Raw genomic sequence first — 20717 nt, forward strand, 5'->3', positions numbered from 1 at the left:
CGGGCTGCGGCGCGTACGCGGGAGCGCTCGCCGCCGGAGCGGGAGCCGGCGCCGCGGCGGCCGGCGCGGGCTGCGCGAGCGGCGACGTCGGCGGCGTGTACTGCGCCGTGTACAGCTTCGCCGGGTTCGCCGGGTTCTTCGACTGCGGGTCGTTGCCGGTGTACGTCACCGACAGCACACCGCCCGGCAGTACGTCGTTCGCGCCCGACGCGCGGATCGCGTCACCGATCGCGCGCTTCATGTTCTTCGACGCGACGTACAGCGTCCGCTCGCCGTCGTCGTTCGCGTCGTCGCGACGGTCCGTCTGCAGGTCGATGAGGATCTGCATCTTCGGATCGCCGTTCGGCCAGAAATCCGGCTCCTGGGTGCCGAACTTCGTCTGCTGCCGTTCACGCGGCGCCGACTTCACGGTGCCGGTGATCGACGCGCCCACGACGTCGAACTTGACGCCCTTGCTGCTGGAATCGAAAAGGGACATGGTCTTCTCCTGAATGGTCTTGTCAGCGGTCGAACAGATTGGTGATGGGTGCGAGCGCCGCTGGCTGCGGCGTCGACGGGACCGGCCGCGGGGCCGCGACCGGGGCTTGAGGGTCCGCGCACGTCGGGTGCGTGGAGAAGCCGTCCGCGATCGCCGCGGGCGACAAGGGCGCGCCGCACGCGCGGCACAGCGCGAGACGCTCCGGGCTACGCGTCGGCATCGGTATCGGCGCGGGCTCCGGCTCGGGCTGTGACACCACCGCGACCGGGCCCGCGGTGGTGTCGACGAACAGCGACCTCCACCCCTCGGCGGTGTCGTCGAACAGGGAGATCCGCCCTTCCGCGCGCAACACGGCACGGTCCGCCTTGCAGAACGAGCACCACTGGTCATCGCACAGCGGCTTCGTCGCGAGCGCCGCGTCGAGCCCCACGACCTGCAGCAGCGCCCACAGCCGGTTCGCGCGCGCGAGCGCCTCAAGCGCCAGGTGCGGGTTGAACGGCTCGTGCCAGAAGTACGCCTGGTGCAGCTCCCCGTCGCGCGGGAGGAACGCGATCGCGACCTCCCGGCACGGACCCCACCCGCCGTCGTTCGTGAACCCACGGCCATACAGGTGCGCCTGCACCCGGTACTGCTCCGACGGGCCGTGCAGCCGGTACTTCGCGAGCTGCCGGGCGCCGACGACCTTCCAGTCGATCACGGTGCCCGTCGGCACGTGGAACAGGTCGGAGTGCCCGGTGATGTCCGTGTCACCGATGCGGCCGACGTTCACCTCCCACTCCGTCACCCACTCCGTGTTCTCGACGTCACCGCCGCCACGGTTCGCGGCGTCGAACCACTCCTCGAGCTGCGCGTGCATCGCCGTGCCGATCGCGGGCTTCCACGCCGGCCCCCGCTCCGGCTCCTCCACCCCGGCGAGCTTCCGAAGCATCCACCGGTCGCACGGCTTCCCGATCTCCGACGGCCCGATCCGCTTCTGCAGCGACCGCGGGTGCGCCGAGATGGCCGCGCGGACCACGGAGAACAGGTGATCCTCGAGGTTCACGCTGCACGCCCCTTCTCTGCTCGGCGGGTCCGGATCGCGAGCATGTTGTCCGCGTGCGGCATGATCGTGAGGTTCGTGACCGCGTTGTTGCTCGGGTCGTCGTCGCCGTGGTCGACGTCCATCCCCTCGACGGGGCCGAGGAACGTCGCGGCGACGAGTCGGTGCACGTACCGACGGCACCCGGCGCCGAGCATCACCGAGAGGTAGCCGTAGGGGCCGTTCGGGCACGGACGCAGCACGCGTCCACGGAGGGTGCGCGTAGTGCCGCTCTTACCTCCGTGCGGGATGACGCGATCCACGGACCGAATCCGGCCTAGGGTGGATGCTTCGTATCCGGCGTGCCCGGGGATCGGGGACCACTGCTCGATCGTGGTCATGATGCCGCCACAGCAGCCAGGAAGATGATGATCTGGTTCTTCGTCACCGGCACTTCGAGCATGTCGCCCAGGAGCCCGGCAAGGTGATCCAGCTTCGCGTCGAACTCCGGCCAGCCGACATCGTCTCGTCTTGCAGCGGGGATAGGTTCCTCGGTGTCGCCGAGAGGGCCGTTGAGGAAGTGGATACGCGCACCTCGCGCGCCGTCCACCGACCCAACACGACCGCTCTCCCGCAGAATCCGAAGTGCCGCGCGAATGTCCGATCGACGAACGTCTCCGCCACGAGCGAGCGAATTCTCGATCGCGATCTGCGACAGGCCAGAACGGCCGTCCTTGCTTCCGAGCAGGCGCAGGATTGCGTTGACTGCGTATTGGATTCGGTAGTTGTTCTCGCTCATGTTGAGCTCCTTCCTGTGTTGTGCCCGGCAGCGGAGTCGAACCGCTGCTGCGACCATCCGGGCGGCCGTGATAGGAGTCAGATGACGACGGACTTCGAGCCGCGCACCTTGTACGGCTCGAGCGCGGCCGGCGCGAACTGCTTCTTCACAGCGGCCTGATCGATCGCCGTCTTCGTCGCGTACAGGTCCGGGTACTGCTCGGCCGGGTAGTCCTTCTCGAGCTGCGGGTACGCGATCCGCGAGTACTCGCGCACCTGCACCTTCACGCCGTCGACGTCATGCGTCCCGACGTCGAGCTGGTCGATCAGCTGCGCATCGATCGCGGCGATCTCACCCGCGATGTACTCGGCGTCCGCCTTCAACGCCACCCGACGAGCGACAAGCTCCTCGAGCGTCGGCTTCCCCGCAGCGGGGTGAGGGATGGGAGCAGGAATGCTCATGATCGTTCTCCTTCGGTTTCAGGGGTTGACAGGGTCAGGAGATCTGCGCGATGCGCAGACGGAAGTGAGGGGTGCCGCCCGGCTCGTACCGGATCGAGGGCATGAGCTTCGTCATGAACGCGGGCACGTCATCCGGGACGACACCGGCGTCCACGAGCCCGTCGCACAGCGGCTTCAGGGTGGCGACGATGTTCTCCTCGTCCCGGCGCCGCTTGTCCGTGACGACCCACGTCAGCTGCACCTCCACATGCCGTGACGCGGGGAACGAAGCCGCCCGTGCAGCCGCCTGCGCCCGCAGGTCGGCCGTGATCTTCGCCTTCACGTGGTGATGCATCCGGTAGTTCATCGACAGCGGAGCCTTCGCCCACTCGAAGACGTACGTCGCCTCGATCACAGCGGCCTCACCGAGAACACCTCGTCGAGCTCCGCACCCCGGAACCCGCACGCCTTGTGAATGCACACCAGGAGCGGGTCCGCGAAATGCAGCCGCGCCTCGTCGACATGCGGACGGCACGCGAGCGACACCCCACCGCAGTGCCGGCACGTCAACGCCACGTTCGCGGCATGCGGCGGCGCGTCCGTCTCGCACTGCGGCTCGAAGTCCAGTCCGTCGAGCACCAGCGGATCCGCATCCAGCACGGCGCCCATCAGACGCTCACCATCAGCAGCACCACCAGCGGCACCGACACCAGGAACGCGACCACACCGGCCACCGCACCCAGCACCGAACCCGGCGCATCCGAACAGCCACCGCGGACGACGGCGAGCGTCTCATCCGACCGGGCCACCGCCGACGCCGACACCGGCGCCGACACCACACGATCCGTTTCAGGGGACACGACAAGCACCTCTCGAAGAAGAACCAGAACAGGGGAGAAGGGAAGAGGAGGGGACCGGTTAGTCGGAGTTGTCCAGCGAGTGATCCACCGGGCACCGCGGCCGGTCCTCGCGATCGAGGCGCGACCGCACCGGCCGCGGGTCCGCCGGGATCCGACGCCACGTCGCGATCGCCGCCAGCGCGAGCACCATCACGAACGCCGACAGGCCGAACAGGACCCACACCCCGTCGAACACACCCAGCGCCACGCACCGGCCGAAGCACACACCGGCCGCCAGCGCGGCGACCACCGCGACGAGGATCACGACGCGTCCCTCGTCACGACGGCGGTGCTGCGCACCCACGCGTCGACCGCGGCTGCCTCGTACACGACCGTCTTCTCGGTCGGCTTGAAGTACATGGGCCCCTTCGACCGGTCGCGCAGGTACGCGAGACGTTCCAGCGTGAGACCCGGGACCCGTTCGCACACCTGCGCCGGCGACAACCACACGGGGCCCGGCGTCACATCCGGGCGCAGCCTCGTGACGGCCATGTCACGCCGCCTTCGCGAGGCTGTCAGAGCGGACGATCTCGAACGCCTCTCCGAGGCCGAGACCGAACGCGTCACAGAAGCCGGCGATGAACGCGCCGGACGGCTGGCTCCCCGCGACGACTCGACGGAGAGTCGTGCGATCAGCGCCGATGAGGCGGGCGAAGGCCTCCTCCGACCCGATGTTCCGCGTCTCACGGAGACGCTCCACCAGGCCCGGCTTGATGCGGATCGAGACGCTCATACTGGACGCCCTTTCTGTGTCACTACTGCTTCGACGTGAAGCAAGCTTGCCACAGTCTGGACGAGATTTGGCGCAGGGTTGACACAGTGTCGAACAATTGCTCCGCGCTCTCCTGCGATGATGCGACACTCTCGATTGACACTGTGGCAAAAGTGCAACAAACTGATGCGCATGACGAACCGCAAGGACTACCTGCTCGAGGTCACCGGAGCGCGCAGCGCACGGGCCATCGCCGTCACATCCGGCATCGACCCGTCGACCCTCAACCGGCAGCTCAACGGCACCACCTCGCTCACCGTCGAGACGGTCGTCCAGGTCTGCCGCGCCTACAACCTCGACATGTCCCAGGTCTTCGTCGGCGTCGGCTTCATCACGCCCGAAGAGGCCGACCACCTAGGGCGCATCCACAGCCTCAGCGAGTACACCGACCTCGAGCTCGCGCGCGAAATCGTCCGCCGCCTCGAAGCCGGCGAGGCGACCGCCGACCTCACCGGCGAGCTCAATGTCCTACCTCAGACCGAGGATGACATCCAGATCGTCGACGCCCCACGGAAGAGCGAGCACGCCCTCGCCGCCGACGAGGGCGACGTCGCCGCCGACCAGCCCCACGCCGAATAGGAGACCGCGTATGCGCCAGCTGCTCGCCAAAGCCGCGGAATACGGCGTACACGTCCACTACGCCCACCTCCGCCCCGGCATCCGCGGCTTCTACGACCACGACGAGCAACGCATCTACCTCAGCCTCCGCCTCGCGCACTTCGAACGCCGCTCCACGCTCGCCCACGAGCTCGGACACGCCCACTACGGGCACGACTGCACCACCGCCCGAAACGAACGCCAAGCCCGCGCCTACGCCGCCCGGCTCCTCATCGACCCCGAAGAGTACGCCCGCCTCGAACGCATCAACCCCGACCAGCACCACCTCGCCGAAGAGTTCTCCGTGACACCGCGGATCATCTTCGACTTCGAACAGTTCTGCCTCACCCCGCTGCGCGGCGTCACCTACGCCAGCGCCCGCCACGGGCTCGGACAATGGGCCCACATGGCACTACGACCCCAGGAAGCGATCTGATGTCCGGCAGCATCGAACCCTACGACACCGCCAAAGGCCGCCGATACCGCATCCGCTACCGCAAACCCGACGGCACCCAAACCTCCAAGCGCGGATTCAAGACCCAGAAAGAAGCGAAGCTCCGCCTCGCCGACATCACCGTCACCAAAGCCAAAGGCGACTACGTCGACCCCACCGCCGGCCGCCGCACCCTCACCAGCTACGCCAACACCTGGAAGATCGAACGCCTCGCACCCCTCAAACCCTCCTCGAGACACGCCATGGAAACCGCATGGCGCGTGCACGTCGAACCCAAATGGGGCACCCGCGCCGTCGACCGCATCACCCACACCGAAATCGCCGCATGGGTCGCCGAGCTCAACACCACCCGCTCCGCGCAAACCGTCCGCCGCATCGTCTTCGTCCTCAACGGCATCCTCACCATCGCGCACCGCGAGAACGCCATCCCCCGCAACCCCGCCACCGGCATCACCCTCCCCGCCAAGCGCCGCAAACCACCCCGCTACCTCACCCACCAGCAAGTCGACACCCTCGTCCGCAGCGCCGACACCAACGAACACGCCACCCTCATCGACCTGTTCGCGCACGCCGGCCTCCGCTGGGGCGAAGCCGCAGCCCTCCGCGTCCGCCACCTCAACCCGCTCCGGAAACGCATCCGCATCGAAGACAACGCCGTCATGGTCAAAGGCACCTACGAGCACGGCACCCCCAAACCCGGCCACACACGCGACGTCCCCATGCCGCACCACCTCGTCGACCAGCTCACCGCGCTCACCGACGGCAAAGGCCCCGACGACTACCTCTTCGGCGACGGCACCAACCCCATCCCGTACCCACACGCCACCAGCGGCTGGTTCGTGAAGGCCGTCCGCGCCGCCCGCCAAACCGACCCCACCATCCCCGCTATCACCCCACACGACCTCCGCCACACCGCCGCATCCCTCGCCGTCGCATCCGGCGCCCACGTCAAAGCCATCCAACGCATGCTCGGACACGCGTCCGCAGCCATGACCCTCGACGTCTACGCCGACCTCTTCGACGACGACCTCGACGCCGTCGCCGCACGGATGAACGAACACCGCGCCGCCGCGCTCGGCGTGTCGCATTTGCACGCCGCCCGTTGACCGCCCCTAGCTTGATGATCGGAGCGGTGTCGGACAGGGGACACTCGGAACGGCCGGCAGGAACCACCCACAGGTGAGCGACCGCCGGCCGTTCCCCATTCCCCTCAGGCAGGCGCACCCGTGAACATCACGCCCGCGTAGAAGCGGCGCCCGTTCGACCGGGACGTCTCGATGCCAAGCGCGCGCATCCCGCGCCCGATCGCGTGCAACGTGAGCGGCTGCTCACCCTGATCCTCGAGCCAGCCGTTCACCGCGGCGATCACATCGGCCTGAGTCATGCGGCCACGGTCCGCACGGATCACACGCGACTGGCTCTCGAAGAACCGCTCGAGAGTCACGGCGGCATCGTCGGTGGCCGGGGTCCGCGCAACGGCGCTCGCCGGGGTTGTGGCCGCGACGAGCTGCTCGACGTCGGCCTTGAACAGATGGTGCCCGCAGGAAGGGCAGTAGATATTGGTGCCTGTCATACCAACACTGTAGGACACTAACGCGCACTGCTGGGGAGGCTCGCCCAAAGAGCGACAATGCGCCCTGCTCGGAGGCCGCACCAGGGCGCGACTTATCCACAGGGCGCACGAAAGGCGCGACACGAAAACGCGCACTGACCCTGCTCACACCCGCGTAACCCCGCGGAGAAAACAGTCCCAGGGTCCATAAGGGGCAACAGATGCGAGTTAGCACAGCTCTTTGACTATGTAACTAAGGGACCAAGTTAAACGCGCGCAGGGAACCGTCATACCCCAGACCGTGCCCTACGCGCCCTGCCCGCCCTGCCCGCCCTCGCGCAGCGGAGGTGAACGTGGCCGACGTCATCCACACCCGCCGCTACCGCGACTTCCGCGCCGCACTCAAGAACACATGGCAGGCCGCCAACGCGCCCTGCTACCTCTGCTCCCAGCCCATCGACTACGACGGCCCAGCCGGAGCACCCAACAGCTTCGAGCTCGAACACGTGCACCCCCGCAAGACCCACCCCGAGCTCGCACTCGAACCCACCAACGCCCGCCCCTCACACGTCCGCTGCAACCGCAACAAGAGCACCGGCAAAGCGAACGCAGGCATCGGCACCACCTCGGAAGCATGGTGACCCAATGAGCGCAACCAAGACCATCACCGCCAAGGGCGGACCCCTCCACGGCAAGCGCTACGACGTACACATCACCACCACACGCCTCGACGTGGTCCTTCCGGGAGGGCACTACACAGTGCAGGGAACGACCGCACGCTGGGTGCAGCACACGAAGGCGGACAGCTGATGCCGCCCGTCAACGTCGCCACCCTCACCGCGAAGGTGATGATCCAGGTAGCCGACGGCGACCCCGTCGAGGTCGGCACCATCGACATCCCCATCCACTTCGGAACGACGCACGCACCCGCGAAACGGGAACCGCGACCGCTGCGACCCTTCCCGAACAAGGGCGACCAAGGATGAGCGCCATCACCGCGGGACCGGATACTCGAACCGTGGACGAACGAGACGAAGCATGGGACCAGACCATGCGCGAACTCGGCTACACCTGGTGCCGGCCCTGCGCTGAGTGGCACAAGACCCACGGTGAGTGCCCCATAGACCAGGACGGCCAGCCGCTCGCGCCCTGCGGGTGCCGCTGGACTGACATCGAAGACAGCGGCGACCACCGATCGGCCTGCGTCTACGCCGAGGGATAGGGGCGTCCGGATCTCTGCACCGCCCACCCAGGGCCAGAGCGCCGGCAGTGAACTTCCCCACCCAGGTGTGAATGTCCGCGGACGTCGTGTCCGCGTCCGCAGAACGGGGGACTCGTCATGGCGATGACGCCGGAGGAGCGGAAGGCGCGCGACGCTGAAAGGAAGCGGCGGAAGCGGGCGGAGGAACGCGCTGAGCGTGACGCGCGCGCGGCTACGTCGCGGACGCGCGCGGACACCGGCCCCGCGCCGACGACGATGCGCGACGCGGTTGACGGCGCGCTCGCCGCGATGAAGTGGCTCGCGCCGTCCGACGTCGCGGCGGTCACCCAGGCGAAGGACCTCGCGCGGATCGTTGACGAGTCCACGCACAGCGGCGACGAAGCGCGCGCGCTGAGCGCGCATCGTGCGCTGTCGCGTGTGCTGAACGACTTGGGCGGGACGCCGACCGTGCGGATGCAGCACGAGCTTCGGTCGCTGAAGCTCGCGAAGCGGACGGAGGACGCTGATGGCGGCAACGAGTCGTCCGAAGGCGGGCGCCGGCCGGAGAACGTCACGGAGCTCAAGCGTCCGCCGAAGCGGGCGTGGCCGTAAGAAGCTCCTCGGCTGCCAGACGCCGTGGCTGTTCACGCCGCCGCTGCGCGAGCTGACGCCGGAGACGTCGCTCGGGTTCGAGGTGTGCGAGTTCTGGGACTGGATGCGTGACCGGCTGGAGGAGCTCGATGAGGCTCGCACCCCGGATGACGACACCGACTATCTCGGCCTGCTGCCGCGTCGGCTCGAGTGGCAGACGTGGCTGCTGATCCACGCGCTCGAGCTGCTGGACGGGCCGGGGGCGGTGTTCCGATTCCGGACGGTGCTGCTGCTCGTCGCCCGTCAGAACGGGAAGAGCACGCTCCTGACGGTGCTGATCTTGTGGCGCCTGTTCCAGGACGGCGCGCGGATGGTGCTCGAGACGCACGCGTCCCTCGATCACGCGCGTGCCGCGTGGGAGGAAGCGGTCGCGGTCGCGGAGGCGATCCCGGAGCTCGCTGACGAGATCGCGAAGAAGAACGAGGGCAAGGGGTCCGAGCTCGTCCGCCTCGATGGCGGGGAGACGTTCAAGATCGCGGCGGCGAACCGGCGCGGCGGACGCGGGTTCCGTGGGGACCTGATCCTGTTCGACGAGCTGCGGGAGCATCAGGACTGGCGGGCGTGGTCGGCGACGTCGAAGACGACGATGGCGCGCCGGCGCGCGCAGGTCTGGGGTGTGTCGAACGCGGGTGACGCGTCGTCGGTGGTGCTGCGGCATCTTCGGAAGGTCGCGATCTCGGCGATCACGGGTGAGGCTCTCGAGGGCGTCCCGGAGGATCTGCTCGATGAGCTCGACCTCGACTCGATCGGCCTGTTCGAGTGGTCCGCGGGGACGACGGACGGGGAGCCGGATGGTCCGCTTCGTGGGATCTGGGACCGGGAGGGTTGGGCTCAGGCGAACCCGTCTCTCGGATACACGGAGCTCGACGAGCGCGCGATCGCTGCTGCGGCCGCGTCGGACCCGGAGTGGGAGTTCCGCACCGAGGTGCTGTGCCAGTTCGTGAACCTGGCCGGTCAGGGCCCCTTCCCGAACGGATCTTGGCAGGCGACGACGGTCGCGACGGTCACGCGTGACCGGGACCGGCCGACGGCGTACGGGGTCGCGATGTCGCATGACCGCACGTGGGTGCATGTCGCGATCGCGTTCTGGGACACGGAGGGGCGGCGTCGCGTGGAGATCGCGGCGTCTCGTCCTGGCCCGGACTGGGTGATCCCGTGGCTTCTGTCGCCTGAGCGTGCGGTTCCGGTCGAGCATCTGGCGATGCAGACGCGTGGGGCGCCGATCTCGGGCCTGCGGGAGGACTTCGAGAACGCGGGCCTGGTGGTGTCGCCGTGGGAGGGCGTGGACCTCGCGGGGTGGCACGGGAAGTTCTACGACCTGCTGAGGGTCGCGACCGCGGATGACCGGGACGAGGACGAGCCTCTCCCGTTGACGCATGGCGCGCAGCCGAAGCTCGACATCGCGGCGACGACCGCGGTGATCAAGCCGCTCGGTGATGGCTGGGCGATCGATCTGAAGGCGTCACCGAATGACGCGGCGCCGCTGCAGGCCGCGATCGCCGCGGTCGGGCTGCTCGCCACCAACCCGGTGGTGCACCGCTCGGCGTACGAGGAGAACGACCTGATGGTCGTGTGAACCAAGGAGGTGTGCCCGTGCTGGCATTCCGGCGTGTGATCCAGCGGCGTCGCGTGATCGCGAACCTCGTCGACGGGACCTCCATCGACGCGATCTTCTACCGACAGGACGGGCCGCTGCTCGTCCTGAAGAACGCGACCCTGCTCGAGCCGGGCGCCGACCCGGTACCGCTCGACGGCGACGTCGTCGTCGAGCGCGACCGGGTCCTGTTCATCCAGGCACCGTGAGGAGGCGACGATGGCATTCGCTGTCTCTGAGGGCAATCTGCACGCAGTCCACAAGCCGGTCTACCAGGCGCCGTCGTCGATCCGGCTGAGCGACGACCTCACGGAGGACTACGCGGCGATCTACCGCAAGCAGCCCGCCGTGCGCACGGTGGTCGACTTCCTCGCGCGCAACGTCGCGCAGCTGTCGATCCACACCTTCCGCCGCATCCAGGACACCGACCGGGAGCGCCTGCGGGATCACCCGCTGGCGATGCTGCTGTCGAACCCGAACCCGTACACCACGGCCTACCGGCTGATCCACGGGCTCGTGTCCGACCGTGGCATCTACGACCGGGCGCTTTGGGTGAAGCTCAAGGGAGAAGCCCTCGTGCGGATCCCGCCCCGGCTGTGGTCGATCGCGGACGACGAGAACTGGCTCAATCCGTCGACGTTCATCATCAAGGGCTCGAAGGGCAAGTTCGCGATCCCCGCGGCGAACGTGGTCTACTTCCGCGGCTACAACCCCGAGGACGAGCGCTACGGGCTCTCGCCGATCGAGTCGCTGCGCCGCGCGCTGTCGGAGGAGTACGCGGCGGGGCAGATGCGTGAGCAGATCCTCCGCAACGGCGCCCGCCATTCGGGGTACATCTCGCGCCCGAAGGACGCGCCGACGTGGAGCGACACGGCCCGGCAGAGGTTCCGCGCCGGATGGCGCGGCCAGTACCAGGGGTGGTCGGCAACCGACGCCGGCGGGACGCCGATCCTCGAAGACGGCATGACGTTCACGCCCGCGTCGCAGTCCGCGGTGGACCTGCAGTACGTCGAGTCCCGCAAGCTCACCCGCGAGGAGGTCGCGGCGGCGTACTTCATCCCGCCACCGATGATCGGGATGCTCGACAACGCGTCCTTCTCGAACATCACCGAGCAGCACAAGATGCTCTACCAGGACACCCTCGGGCCCCTGCTGATGGAGATCAAGCAGGAGATCGAGCTGCAGATCCTGCCGGACTTCGAAGACACCGACGGGGTGTACGTCGAGTTCAACATGCAGGAGAAGCTGCGCGGGTCGTTTGAGGAGCAGGCCGCGCAGCTGCAGACCTCGGTCGGCGCTCCTTACCTCACCCGCAACGAGGCGCGCGCTCGCGCGAACCTCCCGCGCGTGGAGGGCGGCGACGAGCTCGTGGTGCCGCTGAACGTCCTCATCGGCGGGCAGGCGTCACCGACGGACTCGGCCCCGGACGGGGCGCTGTCGTGGCGGCCGCCGCTGAAGCAGGCGGGCCCGCTGGCGCTGAAGGCGAAGCCGGACACCACGCACGTGGAGAAGGCGCGGCAGGTGCTCGCCGGGTTCTTCAAGCGGCAGGGCGCCGCGGTGCGCTCCGCGATCGGCGCGGGCCGCGACGACTGGTGGGACGGGAAGCGGTGGGACGACGAGCTCGCCGCGGACCTGTTCGCGCTGTCGGCGATGGTGTCCACGGCCGTGGGCCGCAAGCAGCTGGACCGGCTGGGCGTGGACCCGGACGACTACGACGAGGACCGCACGCTCGAGTACCTCAACGTCGCCGCCCGGTCCAACGCGGAGTCGATCAACTCGGCCACGCGGATCCGTCTCGACGAGGCGCTCGCGGGGGATGATCCGCTCGAGGCCGCCGCGCACGTGTTCGAGGTCGCGGAGACCTCGCGCGCGGTGCAGGCGGCCGGGACGATCACCACGGCGCTGGCGGGCTTCGCGAGCGTCGAGGCCGTCCGCCAGGTCGGCGGGGGTCGGAAGGTGACGAAGACGTGGATCGTCACGTCCTCGAACCCGCGCCCGTCGCACGCGTCCATGCACGGCGAGACCGTCGACCTGGACGACACCTTCAGCAACGGCGCCCGGTGGCCCGGGGACTCCTCGGCGCTCGACGTCGACGAGGTCGCGGGCTGCTCCTGCGACGTGCAGATCGATTTCGGCTGAGAGGAGCCGCCATGAAGATCAAGAGCCTGCCGGTGAAGTTCAAGGCCGGCCCCGAGGACGGGCTGAACGAGGGCGAGTTCATCGTCTACCCGTCGACGTTCACCCGCGAGCCGGACGCGTACAACGACGTCGTCGCGAAGGGCGCGTTCGAGCGCGGCATCGCCAAGCGCAAGGAGGCGGGGATCGTCCTGCCGGGCCTGTTCGGGCACCGCATGGACGACCCCGACTTCTACGTCGCGTACGCGATCGACGAGGGCGAGGACGACCACGGCTGGTGGGTGAAGGGCGCGTTCGACCTCGAGTCCCCGAAGGGCCGTCAGGTGTACCGGCTCGTGAAGGGCCGGCGCCTGAACGAGCTGTCGTTCGCGTACGACGTGATCGACGAGGGGCAGGTCGAGCTCGACGGCGGCCGCAAGGCGAACGAGCTGCGCGACCTCGACGTGTTCGAGTTCTCGTTCGTCCCGGTCGGCGCGAACCGTGACACGTCGGTGGTCGCGGTGAAGGCGCTCGCCGACGCGATCGAGGCCGACGTGAAGGCCGGCCGCGCGATCAGCGCGAAGAACGAAGCCACCCTCCGCGAGGCGGCCGAGAAGATCTCGGCCGCCGCCGGAGACATCAAGAACGTCCTCTCCGTCCTCGACGGAGAGGGTCAGGACGCTGGCAAGGCCAGCGGTGACGAGCAGGTCAAGGCCGAGGAGCCCGAACGGGCCAAGGCCGAGGAACCCGCCCGCGCGCCGTCCGCACTGACGCGTCTGCAGATCGCCCTGGCAACCGCCGAGGGCGCAACTCTCTAACGGAAGGAGTCCACGTGGACATCCAGGAGAAGATGCGGGCCGAGCTCAAGGCGGCCCGCGACATCGCCGCGAAGGCCGAGGCCGAGGGCCGCGACCTCACCCCCGAGGAGGTGACCGACGCGGCCACGCACCTGAAGGCGTACGAGGCCGCGAAGGCCGAGTTCCAGAAGGGCAAGGAGTCCGACTCGCTCAAGGCCAGCCTCGCCGCGATCGGCATGGACCTCGGTCTCGAGCAGAACGAGCCGCAGCAGAAGGCGGGCGCGTTCCTCGCCCCGTCGCGCGGCAAGTCGCTGGGTCAGCTGTTCGTGGAGTCGGCGCAGTACGTCGGCTTCATGAAGGCGCACGGCGACCGCATCCCGGGCGACCGGGCGCGCGTGCAGTCCGAGCCGATGGGCCTGAAGGGCATCTTCCCGAACCGGAAGGCGCTCGTCACCGGCTCCTCGGACACCTCGGGCGGCGCGTTCGTCAACCCGGACATCACGGGCATCTACGAGGCGCTCGGCCGTCCGAAGCTCACCGCCCGCGACCTGATCTCGGTCCGCCAGACCGGGTCGGACACGGTCGAGTTCGTCCGCCAGCTGACGCAGCCCAACTCGGCCGCGCCGGTCCCGGAAGCGACCACGGCCGACGCGCCGACGTCGGGCGGTACCGCCGGTCCGCTCATTCCCGCCGCCGGCGGCGGGTACAAGCCCGAGGGCTCGATCTCCTTCCAGAAGGTGACCGAGACGGTCAAGACGATCGCCGAGTGGATCCCGGCGACCAAGCGCGGCATCGCCGACGCGGCGCAGCTGCGTGGCCTGATCGACGACGAGCTGCTCGCCGACCTCGCGCAGACCGAGGAGGACCAGATCCTCAACGGCGACGGCACCGGGGAGAACTTCCGCGGCATCCTCGAGACGACGGGCATCCAGGCCCAGGCGTACTCGGCGACGGTCACGGACCTCGACCCGCTGCTCGAGACGACGCTGAAGGCGCGCACGAAGGTGCTCGTCGGCGGCCGCGCCGTCCCCACCGGGTACATGCTGAACCCGCTCGACTGGGAGCGGATCCAGCTCGCCCGGCTCGCGAAGAACCCGCAGAACGAGGCGATCACCGCCGGTGTCCCCACCCTCCACGGCCTCCCGGTCGTGGAGTCGGAGAACATCGCGCAGGGCGTCGGCCTGGTCGGCGACTTCCGCAAGGCGATCCTTTGGGATCGCGAGCAGGCGTCGATCTCGATCACCGACTCGCACGCGGACTTCTTCATCCGCAACCTCGTGGCGATCCTCGCCGAGGAGCGCGCCGCGTTCGGCGTGACCCGCCCCGCGGCGTTCGTCGAGATCGACCTCACCGCCGCGTAAGCCGAGAGGGGACCACCGTGGGCACATGCAAGATCTGCGGGGCGCAGCACGCGTCGTGCGGGCCGCGCACCACGGTGGTCCCCGTCGACGAGCGCATCGAGACAAGGGAGGCCACCGACATGGCACTCAAGCGGTACAACGTCAAGCTCCGCACCGGCCGTCACGAGACGGAGACGGTGATGAAGCTCACCCCCGACGAGGCAAAGCGCCTCGGCGCGACCGAGGTCAAGCAGGCCGCGGCGCCCGCGAACAAGGCGCGCACCGCGCCGAAGAACAAGACCGCCACGGCGGGCGAGTAGGCGGAGAGGTGGTGGTGACCGATGCCGATCACTCCTGAAGCGTTCGCCACGCCGGACGACATGCAGCAGCGGTCGCTGGGCGCGATCACCGCCACCTCCCACCCGTTCCTCGCGAAGGAGCTCGCCGCCGCGACGGAGACGATCCGGCGCGAGTGCGGCTGGCACATCGCCACACGTCAGCAGGTCACGCGCCGCCAGGTGCGGCCGTGGCTGGAAGCGGTGTGGCTGCCGGCGATGGAGATCGCTTCGATCGACGCGGTGACCGTCGACGGCGTCGTGCTCGACGTCGGCACCGTCCGGTTCGACCCGGACACGGGGTGGACGAACATCCGCGGCACCGACGTCGAGGTCACGTACACGGCCGGGTTCGAGAGCGTGCCCGCCGACCTCGTGCAGCTCACCCTCGAGCTCGCCGCCGGCGGGCTCGGGTCCCCGCTCGGCATCAGCCGGGAGCAGGCGGGCGGCGTGTCCGTCACCCTCACCCGCGCGTCCGGCGCGCTCACGGGCGCCGACGAGGACCGGATCGCCCCGTACCGGATCGGGTACGTCCCGTGATCGGCGGTCTCGTCGCCCGGCACACGATCACCCGCAAGCGGCCCGTGATGGTCTCCGACGGCCGCGGCGGGCAGGAGCCGGACTACACGACCACGACCGATGTCGACCTCCCGGGGTGGGCGGTCGACGCGGGGAACACCGTGCAGGACCTCACCAACCGCGACGGCGACTCGATCGAGTGGACGCTGCGCGGCCCGTTCACCGCGGACATCGACCGCCGCGACCTGGTCACCCTGTTCGGGCAGGACTACCAGATCGAGGGCGCCGTCCGGCGGCAGCCCGGACCGTCCGCGCTCACGTCGCACACGATCGTGCAGCTGATCCGCTGGGAGGGATGATGCCGGTCAAGGGCGTCCGCATCAAGCTGAACAGCGACGGAATCCGCGCGCTGCTGTCGAGCGAGCCCGTGCAGGCAGACCTGCGCAAGAGGGTCGACGCGATCCAGGCGGCCGCGGGCGGCGAGCCGGACTTCGACGCAACCGTGGAGGTCGTCGGCGGGTCCACGAAGCTCGGGCGCGCGATGGGGTACGTCACCACGGTCACGAACGAAGCCCGCCGGGCCGAGGCCGAGGACGGCGCCCTGATGCGCGCGCTCGACGCCGGGAGGTGACCGTGGCCGAGATCCTGATCCCCGTCGACGGGGAGCTCGCCGTCATCGCCGAGCTGTCCGCGACCCTGCCCGCCCACGGGCACCCGAACCTCACCGAGCCGCAGGGCACGGTCGGGACGAAGATCCCCACGACGTCGACGAAGCCGCGCGAGTTCGTGCGCGTCACGACCACCGGCGGCGCCCGCCGCGACCTGGTCACCGACTCGCACACGCTCGTCGTCGAGGCGTACGCGACCCGGGAGGGAGACGCGCGCGACCTGTGCGCGCTCGCGGTCGGGCTGCTCGAAGCCGCCGGGCGGGCCGGAGCGCTCGGCGGCCGCACCTGCTACCGGGTGTCGGCGTCCGTGCCCGTGAACCTCCCGCACCCCTCGGTGCCGACGCACTTCCGGTACCGGTCCACGATCTCCGCCGACCTGAGACGGTCCGCGGTCTAGGTTCCCGCCGCCACATCGCCGCCCGCCGGGCGGTGTTCCATCCTGCCTGAAAGGGGGCACCATGCCCGTCAAGTCCAGCAATGTCTTCGTCGGCGCTCCCGACCAGAGCGTCACGGCCGCGATCCTCTCCGGTCCCGAGACGGACACCATCCCGCAGACGATCGACGACTTCACGTGGACCGGCCTGAAGGAGGCCGGGTACGCGTCCGAGGACGGCGTCACCCTGACCCCGTCGGAGTCGACCGAGTCGATCCGCGACTGGTCGCTCAAGACGATCCGGAAGGTGCTCACCGAGTTCGACGCGACGATGGCGTGGACCCACCTCGAGCTCAACCAGGTCTCCGCCGAGAACTACTTCGGCGAGGACAACGTCGACGTGACCGCCGCGACCACCGCGCACGGCACGCAGCTGCGCATGGCGCTCGCCGGCGAGATGCGCGAGACGAAGGCCTGGTACTTCAAGGTCAAGGACGGCGACCGCCGCGTGGTCGTGTTCGTCCCTCACGGGCAGGTGTCCGAGCGCGGCGAGGTCGCGATCGTCGCGTCCGGCGCGATCAGCCTCCCCGTGACGCTCTCGACCTACCCCGACGCCGCCGGGAAGTCCGTGTACGTGTACACCGACGACGGCGTGCTCGCGGCGGCCTGAGCTGCATGACCGCGCGGGCGGGGCGCCGGGAACCCGCCCCGTCCGCGCGCCAACCACACACATCCGGTTCCCGCCATCTTCGAGAGGTTCCCATGATGGAGAAGTTCCACCACACCCTGCCCGACGGGCACGAGCTCACCCTTCCGCGGTTCGAGAACGTGCCCGTGGGCACCATCCGCCGCACCCGCCGCCTGCCCGAGGTCGACCAGGTGTTCACGATCCTCGAGGAGCTGATCCCCGAAAGCGACCTCGAGCACATCGACAAGCTCGACCGGGCCGAGTTCAACGCGTTCGTGAAGGCGTGGCGCGAGGGCTCGGAGATCGGGCTGGGGGAATCCTCGGCCTCCTCGACCTCGTAGACGAGCACCAGGAGGCCATCGAATACGAGCTGATCGCCGCGGGCCTGCGGCTGCGCGACCTCAGCACCCCGGCGCTGACGTGGCGGGACCTGTTCGTCCTCGTGCGCCGCTGGCAGAAGACCCCGGGCAACGCGCTCGCGGCCGGCGTGTACGGCGCTGAGGTGCCGTCGTGGACGGAGCAGGTGCTCGCGACGATCGTCGACCTGCTGCAGGCGGTGGCGTGGAAGCTCCCGCGGCCGCGCCGCTCCGGCGGCAAGCCCAAGCGCTTCGCCCGCTGGTGGGAGAAGCGCACACAGGCATTCGGGCGCGACCCGATCCCCGCGTCGCAGTTCGACGACTGGTGGGAATCGAAGTCGCCAGGGAGGGGGAGCCGTGGCTGACGGAGTCGAGCTCGCTACCGCGTGGATCCGCCTGGTGCCCACGATGGAGGGCGTCCAGGAGGAGATCGGCCGCCAGTTCGAGCCGGGCGCCCGGGAAGCCGGGAAGGCCGGTGACGACGCCGGACGGCGCTGGTCGTCGGGCATGCGGAACGCGATGGGCGTCACCGCGCTCGTCACCGGCACGGTCGCGGCGTTCAAGGGCCTGTACAACGTCGGGTCGATCTTCGACGACGTGACCGACACGATCCGTGTCGGCACCGGCGCCCAGGGCGACGCGCTCGAGGGGCTCGTCGACGTCGCGAAGAACGTCGGGCAGAACGTGCCCGCCGACCTCGGCGCGATCGGCACGACCGTCGCGGACCTGAACACCCGCCTCGGCCTCGGCGGCGACACCCTCGAGACCGTCGCGTCCCAGTACCTCGAGGCGGGCCGGATCCTCGGGCAGGACATCGACGTATCCGCGACGTCGGCGGCGTTCTCCGCGTTCCAGGTGGAGGGCGAAGCCGTCGCCGGGGCGATGGACTCCCTGTTCCAGGTGTCGCAGGCCACCGGCGTAGGGATGAACGAGCTCGCCTCCGGCGTGCAGAAGGCCGCGCCGGCGCTGAGCAACCTCGGCTTCGGGTTCGAGGAATCGATCTCGCTGATGGGGTCGCTCGACAAGGCGGGTCTGAACGCCGAGCAGGTCATGGCGTCGATGTCGAAGGGCCTGGTCACCCTCGCCCGCGACGGCGAGCAGCCCGCGGAGGCGTTCTCCCGGGTCACGTCGGAGCTGCAGGGGTTCGTCGCCGAGGGCGACACGGCGTCCGCGCTCGACCTCGCGTCGCAGGTGTTCGGCACCCGCGGGGCATCGCAGTTCGTCGGCGCGCTGCAGTCGGGCGTGCTGAACATGGACGACCTGATGGCCGCGACCGGCGCGACCGGGGACACGATCCTCGGCGTCAGCCAGGAGACGGCCGACTTCGCCGAGCAGTGGCAGATCTTCAAGAACCGGGCGCTGACCGCGCTCGAGCCGATCGGCACGGCCATCTTCAACACCCTCGGTCAGGGCATGGCGTTCGTGAACGACCTGCTCGCCGGAACCGACTTCTCCCAGTTCGGGGAGCTGCTCGGCTACCTGTCGCCGCTGGGCCTGATCTTCCAGGCGCTGCAGCCGCTGCTGCCGCAGATCGCGGCCACGCTCGGGCCGGTGTTCCAGCAGGTGCTGAGCGCCCTGCTGCCGGTCCTGCAGACCATCGTGGGCGTGTTCTCCCAGTTCCTCGCGGAGGTGATCCCGCCGCTGCTGCCGCTGATCGCGCAGCTCGCGGGGATCATCGGGCAGGTGCTGCTCGCGGTCACCCCGCTGCTCGAGCCGCTGGGTCAGCTGATCAGCGCGATCTTCCCGGTCCTCGCGGCCGTGATCGCCGCGCTCATGCCCGTCATCGAGGGCGTCGTGAACGCGATCGGGACGCTCCTCATGCCGATCGTGAACAGCCTCGTCGACGTGCTCGGCGGGGTGATCACGTTCCTCACCGGCGTGTTCACCGGCGACTGGGAGAAGGCGTGGGACGGGATCGTTCAGATCTTCGAGGGCATCTTCTCCTCCGTCGGCGAGATCGGCGCGGGCGTGATCAACGCGATGATCGACGTGATCAACGGGTTCATCGGCGGGCTGAACGAGGTCGGCAACTTCGTCTCCGACATCACCGGCGGCGCGATCGACGTCACCCTCGAGAAGCTCCCGCACCTCGCCGACGGGGCGACCGTCCGGCCCCGACCCGGTGGCACCCTCGCGGTGCTCGCCGAGGCCGGGCGCCCCGAGTCGGTCGTCGACACCGGTCTGATGAACCAGGCGCTCGAGGACGGCATCGCGGGCCGCAACAGCGGCCGCGGGAACACGTTCATCGTGCAGCCCGCGCCGGGCATGAGCGAGATGCAGATCGGCCGGTCGGCTGCCAACTGGGCGGACTACCTCGACTCCGTGGAGGGCTGATGACAACCGCGACATGCGAGGGCATCGAGTTCGAGACGCGCCCGCGGAACCGTCGGCACGCGTACCTGATCGACCCGCAGGCGTTCGCGACGTGGCGGGGTGGGGGAGACGTCCGACGAGAGGTCGTCCCCCGCCCCGGCCGTCACGGCTCCTACTACGCAGACGGGTGGCTCGACTCGAAGGTCGTGCCGATCAAGGGACACATCCTCGCGGAGTCGCAGGAGGACTTCGAGGAGATGCGACGGAACCTCGAGGGGTTCCTCGTCGGGCGCACAGCGAAGATGGTCGTCGCCGAGGACGACGGGATCACCACGTATGGAACCGTCGGGCTCTCCCGGCAGGCGCTCGTGACCCCGTACGGGGGCGACTCGTACGCGGGAACGTTCCTGGTCGAGGTGTGGTCCGAGGACCCCATCCGGTACGCCGTGCAGCCAAACCGCTTCGGCCCGGCGACGTCTGTCACGGTCTCCCACCGAGGCACGGTCGACGCACCCGCCCTGCTCCGGGTGACCGGGGCGCCGAGCTCGTACACGGTCACCTCCGACCTCGGCACGTACACGGTGTCAGGGATCACCGCGGGCGGAACGCACGAGATCGACCTCAGCACCGGGTGGGTGTACCGCGACGGGGCGCTCGTGCAGGGCGTCGGCAGCGGCGACGTGTGGGAGATCCCGCCGGGCCTGCCCGGTGTCGTCCACACGACGTCGGCGGGGCAGCTCACGGTGATCGTGCCGGACGCGTACGGATAGGAGATTCGC

At 69.3% G+C, this 20717-nt stretch carries 34 protein-coding genes; 22 read left to right on the plus strand and 12 right to left on the minus strand.

Annotated elements, in window-relative coordinates; all coding sequences use genetic code 11:
- From ACOWU6_RS15625 to ACOWU6_RS15675, 11 genes are all read right to left on the minus strand, one after another.
- On the minus strand, window positions 1-478 hold a 478-nt coding region (locus ACOWU6_RS15625; RefSeq protein ID WP_421076252.1), incomplete at its 3' end, for a hypothetical protein.
- A gap of 22 nt (window positions 479-500) precedes the next feature.
- Window positions 501-1520 carry a hypothetical protein gene (locus tag ACOWU6_RS15630; RefSeq protein ID WP_421076253.1) on the minus strand — a complete coding sequence of 340 codons (1020 nt, stop codon included), beginning with the start codon at window positions 1518-1520 and terminating at the stop codon, window positions 501-503.
- Window positions 1517-1897, minus strand: coding sequence for an NUMOD4 motif-containing HNH endonuclease (locus tag ACOWU6_RS15635; RefSeq protein ID WP_421076254.1), 381 nt, complete (start codon window positions 1895-1897; stop codon window positions 1517-1519). Before ACOWU6_RS15635 ends, ACOWU6_RS15630 begins: the two co-directional genes overlap by 4 nt.
- Window positions 1894-2295, minus strand: a complete 402-nt coding sequence (locus ACOWU6_RS15640; RefSeq protein ID WP_421076255.1) for a hypothetical protein — start codon at window positions 2293-2295, stop codon at window positions 1894-1896. The genes ACOWU6_RS15635 and ACOWU6_RS15640 overlap by 4 nt, the downstream gene beginning before the upstream one ends.
- Window positions 2296-2372: 77 nt before the next feature.
- Window positions 2373-2735 (minus strand): hypothetical protein, encoded by a 363-nt coding sequence (locus tag ACOWU6_RS15645; RefSeq protein ID WP_421076256.1) that lies wholly within the window; start codon window positions 2733-2735, stop codon window positions 2373-2375.
- A gap of 34 nt (window positions 2736-2769) precedes the next feature.
- Window positions 2770-3129 carry a hypothetical protein gene (locus tag ACOWU6_RS15650; protein ID WP_421076257.1) on the minus strand — a complete coding sequence of 120 codons (360 nt, stop codon included), beginning with the start codon at window positions 3127-3129 and terminating at the stop codon, window positions 2770-2772.
- The gene (locus ACOWU6_RS15655) at window positions 3126-3383 is read right to left on the minus strand and encodes a hypothetical protein (RefSeq protein WP_421076258.1); all 258 of its coding nucleotides are present in this window, start codon (window positions 3381-3383) and stop codon (window positions 3126-3128) included. The genes ACOWU6_RS15650 and ACOWU6_RS15655 overlap by 4 nt, the downstream gene beginning before the upstream one ends.
- The gene (locus tag ACOWU6_RS15660) at window positions 3383-3574 is read right to left on the minus strand and encodes a hypothetical protein (protein ID WP_421076259.1); all 192 of its coding nucleotides are present in this window, start codon (window positions 3572-3574) and stop codon (window positions 3383-3385) included. Before ACOWU6_RS15660 ends, ACOWU6_RS15655 begins: the two co-directional genes overlap by 1 nt.
- Before the next feature lie 58 nt (window positions 3575-3632).
- The gene (locus ACOWU6_RS15665) at window positions 3633-3878 is read right to left on the minus strand and encodes a hypothetical protein (protein ID WP_421076260.1); all 246 of its coding nucleotides are present in this window, start codon (window positions 3876-3878) and stop codon (window positions 3633-3635) included.
- The gene (locus ACOWU6_RS15670) at window positions 3875-4105 is read right to left on the minus strand and encodes a hypothetical protein (RefSeq protein ID WP_421076261.1); all 231 of its coding nucleotides are present in this window, start codon (window positions 4103-4105) and stop codon (window positions 3875-3877) included. Before ACOWU6_RS15670 ends, ACOWU6_RS15665 begins: the two co-directional genes overlap by 4 nt.
- A 1-nt stretch (window position 4106) precedes the next feature.
- Complete coding sequence (locus tag ACOWU6_RS15675) at window positions 4107-4346, minus strand: helix-turn-helix domain-containing protein (RefSeq protein ID WP_421076262.1); 240 nt, start codon at window positions 4344-4346, stop codon at window positions 4107-4109.
- Between the two features lie 171 nt (window positions 4347-4517).
- Between ACOWU6_RS15675 and ACOWU6_RS15680 the strand changes: the two genes are divergently transcribed.
- Genes ACOWU6_RS15680 through ACOWU6_RS15690 form a run of 3 tightly spaced genes read left to right on the plus strand, consistent with a single transcriptional unit; the run spans window position 4518 to window position 6542 of the window.
- Window positions 4518-4964, plus strand: coding sequence for a helix-turn-helix domain-containing protein (locus ACOWU6_RS15680; RefSeq protein ID WP_421076263.1), 447 nt, complete (start codon window positions 4518-4520; stop codon window positions 4962-4964).
- A gap of 10 nt (window positions 4965-4974) precedes the next feature.
- Window positions 4975-5418: an ImmA/IrrE family metallo-endopeptidase gene (locus tag ACOWU6_RS15685; RefSeq protein ID WP_421076264.1), complete on the plus strand. Its 444-nt coding sequence runs from the start codon at window positions 4975-4977 to the stop codon at window positions 5416-5418.
- Complete coding sequence (locus ACOWU6_RS15690) at window positions 5418-6542, plus strand: tyrosine-type recombinase/integrase (RefSeq protein WP_421076265.1); 1125 nt, start codon at window positions 5418-5420, stop codon at window positions 6540-6542. Before ACOWU6_RS15685 ends, ACOWU6_RS15690 begins: the two co-directional genes overlap by 1 nt.
- A 104-nt stretch (window positions 6543-6646) precedes the next feature.
- On the opposite strand, the gene ACOWU6_RS15695 is transcribed toward ACOWU6_RS15690, so the two are convergent.
- Window positions 6647-7009: a hypothetical protein gene (locus ACOWU6_RS15695; RefSeq protein ID WP_421076266.1), complete on the minus strand. Its 363-nt coding sequence runs from the start codon at window positions 7007-7009 to the stop codon at window positions 6647-6649.
- Window positions 7010-7341: 332 nt separating this feature from the next.
- Between ACOWU6_RS15695 and ACOWU6_RS15700 the strand changes: the two genes are divergently transcribed.
- The 19 genes from ACOWU6_RS15700 (at window position 7342) to ACOWU6_RS15790 (ending at window position 20708) form a co-directional block, all read left to right on the plus strand.
- Window positions 7342-7629, plus strand: coding sequence for an HNH endonuclease (locus ACOWU6_RS15700; protein WP_421076267.1), 288 nt, complete (start codon window positions 7342-7344; stop codon window positions 7627-7629).
- Window positions 7630-7633: 4 nt separating this feature from the next.
- Window positions 7634-7798, plus strand: coding sequence for a hypothetical protein (locus ACOWU6_RS15705; RefSeq protein ID WP_421076268.1), 165 nt, complete (start codon window positions 7634-7636; stop codon window positions 7796-7798).
- Complete coding sequence (locus ACOWU6_RS15710; RefSeq protein ID WP_421076269.1) at window positions 7798-7974, plus strand: hypothetical protein; 177 nt, start codon at window positions 7798-7800, stop codon at window positions 7972-7974. The genes ACOWU6_RS15705 and ACOWU6_RS15710 overlap by 1 nt, the downstream gene beginning before the upstream one ends.
- Window positions 7975-8327: 353 nt before the next feature.
- Window positions 8328-8801, plus strand: coding sequence for a terminase small subunit (locus tag ACOWU6_RS15715; protein ID WP_421076270.1), 474 nt, complete (start codon window positions 8328-8330; stop codon window positions 8799-8801).
- 103 nt (window positions 8802-8904) lie between these two features.
- Entirely contained in the window at window positions 8905-10416 is a 1512-nt protein-coding gene (locus ACOWU6_RS15720; protein WP_421076271.1) for a terminase large subunit domain-containing protein, read from the plus strand.
- A 17-nt stretch (window positions 10417-10433) separates the two neighbouring features.
- Window positions 10434-10643, plus strand: a complete 210-nt coding sequence (locus ACOWU6_RS15725; protein WP_421076272.1) for a hypothetical protein — start codon at window positions 10434-10436, stop codon at window positions 10641-10643.
- A 10-nt stretch (window positions 10644-10653) separates the two neighbouring features.
- The gene (locus tag ACOWU6_RS15730; protein ID WP_421076273.1) at window positions 10654-12573 is read left to right on the plus strand and encodes a phage portal protein; all 1920 of its coding nucleotides are present in this window, start codon (window positions 10654-10656) and stop codon (window positions 12571-12573) included.
- Between the two features lie 11 nt (window positions 12574-12584).
- Window positions 12585-13367 (plus strand): HK97 family phage prohead protease, encoded by a 783-nt coding sequence (locus ACOWU6_RS15735; protein WP_421076274.1) that lies wholly within the window; start codon window positions 12585-12587, stop codon window positions 13365-13367.
- A gap of 14 nt (window positions 13368-13381) precedes the next feature.
- The gene (locus tag ACOWU6_RS15740) at window positions 13382-14707 is read left to right on the plus strand and encodes a phage major capsid protein (protein WP_421076275.1); all 1326 of its coding nucleotides are present in this window, start codon (window positions 13382-13384) and stop codon (window positions 14705-14707) included.
- 17 nt (window positions 14708-14724) lie between these two features.
- Window positions 14725-15006: a hypothetical protein gene (locus ACOWU6_RS15745; protein ID WP_421076276.1), complete on the plus strand. Its 282-nt coding sequence runs from the start codon at window positions 14725-14727 to the stop codon at window positions 15004-15006.
- A 21-nt stretch (window positions 15007-15027) separates the two neighbouring features.
- Window positions 15028-15561, plus strand: a complete 534-nt coding sequence (locus tag ACOWU6_RS15750) for a hypothetical protein (RefSeq protein WP_421076277.1) — start codon at window positions 15028-15030, stop codon at window positions 15559-15561.
- Window positions 15558-15899: a hypothetical protein gene (locus ACOWU6_RS15755; RefSeq protein ID WP_421076278.1), complete on the plus strand. Its 342-nt coding sequence runs from the start codon at window positions 15558-15560 to the stop codon at window positions 15897-15899. The genes ACOWU6_RS15750 and ACOWU6_RS15755 overlap by 4 nt, the downstream gene beginning before the upstream one ends.
- The gene (locus tag ACOWU6_RS15760; protein WP_421076279.1) at window positions 15896-16171 is read left to right on the plus strand and encodes a hypothetical protein; all 276 of its coding nucleotides are present in this window, start codon (window positions 15896-15898) and stop codon (window positions 16169-16171) included. The genes ACOWU6_RS15755 and ACOWU6_RS15760 overlap by 4 nt, the downstream gene beginning before the upstream one ends.
- 2 nt (window positions 16172-16173) lie before the next feature.
- Window positions 16174-16605: a hypothetical protein gene (locus ACOWU6_RS15765; protein ID WP_421076280.1), complete on the plus strand. Its 432-nt coding sequence runs from the start codon at window positions 16174-16176 to the stop codon at window positions 16603-16605.
- 61 nt (window positions 16606-16666) lie between these two features.
- Window positions 16667-17251: a hypothetical protein gene (locus tag ACOWU6_RS15770; RefSeq protein WP_421076281.1), complete on the plus strand. Its 585-nt coding sequence runs from the start codon at window positions 16667-16669 to the stop codon at window positions 17249-17251.
- A gap of 92 nt (window positions 17252-17343) precedes the next feature.
- Window positions 17344-17610, plus strand: coding sequence for a hypothetical protein (locus ACOWU6_RS15775; RefSeq protein WP_421076282.1), 267 nt, complete (start codon window positions 17344-17346; stop codon window positions 17608-17610).
- Window positions 17553-17990 (plus strand): hypothetical protein, encoded by a 438-nt coding sequence (locus ACOWU6_RS15780; RefSeq protein ID WP_421076283.1) that lies wholly within the window; start codon window positions 17553-17555, stop codon window positions 17988-17990. Before ACOWU6_RS15775 ends, ACOWU6_RS15780 begins: the two co-directional genes overlap by 58 nt.
- Window positions 17983-19959 (plus strand): phage tail tape measure protein, encoded by a 1977-nt coding sequence (locus tag ACOWU6_RS15785; RefSeq protein ID WP_421076284.1) that lies wholly within the window; start codon window positions 17983-17985, stop codon window positions 19957-19959. The genes ACOWU6_RS15780 and ACOWU6_RS15785 overlap by 8 nt, the downstream gene beginning before the upstream one ends.
- Window positions 19959-20708: a phage tail domain-containing protein gene (locus tag ACOWU6_RS15790; protein ID WP_421076285.1), complete on the plus strand. Its 750-nt coding sequence runs from the start codon at window positions 19959-19961 to the stop codon at window positions 20706-20708. The genes ACOWU6_RS15785 and ACOWU6_RS15790 overlap by 1 nt, the downstream gene beginning before the upstream one ends.
- Window positions 20709-20717 lie beyond the last annotated feature (9 nt).

Origin of the sequence: Microbacterium sp. SA156 (assembly GCF_049065455.1) — a bacterium.
Lineage (GTDB): Bacteria > Actinomycetota > Actinomycetes > Actinomycetales > Microbacteriaceae > Microbacterium > Microbacterium barkeri.

Bases quoted from the DNA above. Each gene is read 5' to 3' on its own strand.
- ACOWU6_RS15635 (WP_421076254.1), bottom strand. From the start codon at position 1,897: ATGACCACGATCGAGCAGTGGTCCCCGATCCCCGGGCACGCCGGATAC.
- ACOWU6_RS15715 (WP_421076270.1), top strand. From the start codon at position 8,328: ATGGCGATGACGCCGGAGGAGCGGAAGGCGCGCGACGCTGAAAGGAAG.
- ACOWU6_RS15775 (WP_421076282.1), top strand. From the start codon at position 17,344: ATGATGGAGAAGTTCCACCACACCCTGCCCGACGGGCACGAGCTCACC.
- ACOWU6_RS15790 (WP_421076285.1), top strand. From the start codon at position 19,959: ATGACAACCGCGACATGCGAGGGCATCGAGTTCGAGACGCGCCCGCGG.
- ACOWU6_RS15645 (WP_421076256.1), bottom strand. From the start codon at position 2,735: ATGAGCATTCCTGCTCCCATCCCTCACCCCGCTGCGGGGAAGCCGACG.
- ACOWU6_RS15770 (WP_421076281.1), top strand. From the start codon at position 16,667: ATGCCCGTCAAGTCCAGCAATGTCTTCGTCGGCGCTCCCGACCAGAGC.
- ACOWU6_RS15655 (WP_421076258.1), bottom strand. From the start codon at position 3,383: ATGGGCGCCGTGCTGGATGCGGATCCGCTGGTGCTCGACGGACTGGAC.
- ACOWU6_RS15705 (WP_421076268.1), top strand. From the start codon at position 7,634: ATGAGCGCAACCAAGACCATCACCGCCAAGGGCGGACCCCTCCACGGC.
- ACOWU6_RS15640 (WP_421076255.1), bottom strand. From the start codon at position 2,295: ATGAGCGAGAACAACTACCGAATCCAATACGCAGTCAACGCAATCCTG.
- ACOWU6_RS15685 (WP_421076264.1), top strand. From the start codon at position 4,975: ATGCGCCAGCTGCTCGCCAAAGCCGCGGAATACGGCGTACACGTCCAC.
- ACOWU6_RS15710 (WP_421076269.1), top strand. From the start codon at position 7,798: ATGCCGCCCGTCAACGTCGCCACCCTCACCGCGAAGGTGATGATCCAG.
- ACOWU6_RS15675 (WP_421076262.1), bottom strand. From the start codon at position 4,346: ATGAGCGTCTCGATCCGCATCAAGCCGGGCCTGGTGGAGCGTCTCCGT.
- ACOWU6_RS15735 (WP_421076274.1), top strand. From the start codon at position 12,585: ATGAAGATCAAGAGCCTGCCGGTGAAGTTCAAGGCCGGCCCCGAGGAC.
- ACOWU6_RS15690 (WP_421076265.1), top strand. From the start codon at position 5,418: ATGTCCGGCAGCATCGAACCCTACGACACCGCCAAAGGCCGCCGATAC.
- ACOWU6_RS15760 (WP_421076279.1), top strand. From the start codon at position 15,896: ATGATGCCGGTCAAGGGCGTCCGCATCAAGCTGAACAGCGACGGAATC.
- ACOWU6_RS15730 (WP_421076273.1), top strand. From the start codon at position 10,654: ATGGCATTCGCTGTCTCTGAGGGCAATCTGCACGCAGTCCACAAGCCG.
- ACOWU6_RS15750 (WP_421076277.1), top strand. From the start codon at position 15,028: ATGCCGATCACTCCTGAAGCGTTCGCCACGCCGGACGACATGCAGCAG.
- ACOWU6_RS15695 (WP_421076266.1), bottom strand. From the start codon at position 7,009: ATGACAGGCACCAATATCTACTGCCCTTCCTGCGGGCACCATCTGTTC.
- ACOWU6_RS15720 (WP_421076271.1), top strand. From the start codon at position 8,905: ATGCGTGACCGGCTGGAGGAGCTCGATGAGGCTCGCACCCCGGATGAC.
- ACOWU6_RS15680 (WP_421076263.1), top strand. From the start codon at position 4,518: ATGACGAACCGCAAGGACTACCTGCTCGAGGTCACCGGAGCGCGCAGC.
- ACOWU6_RS15670 (WP_421076261.1), bottom strand. From the start codon at position 4,105: ATGGCCGTCACGAGGCTGCGCCCGGATGTGACGCCGGGCCCCGTGTGG.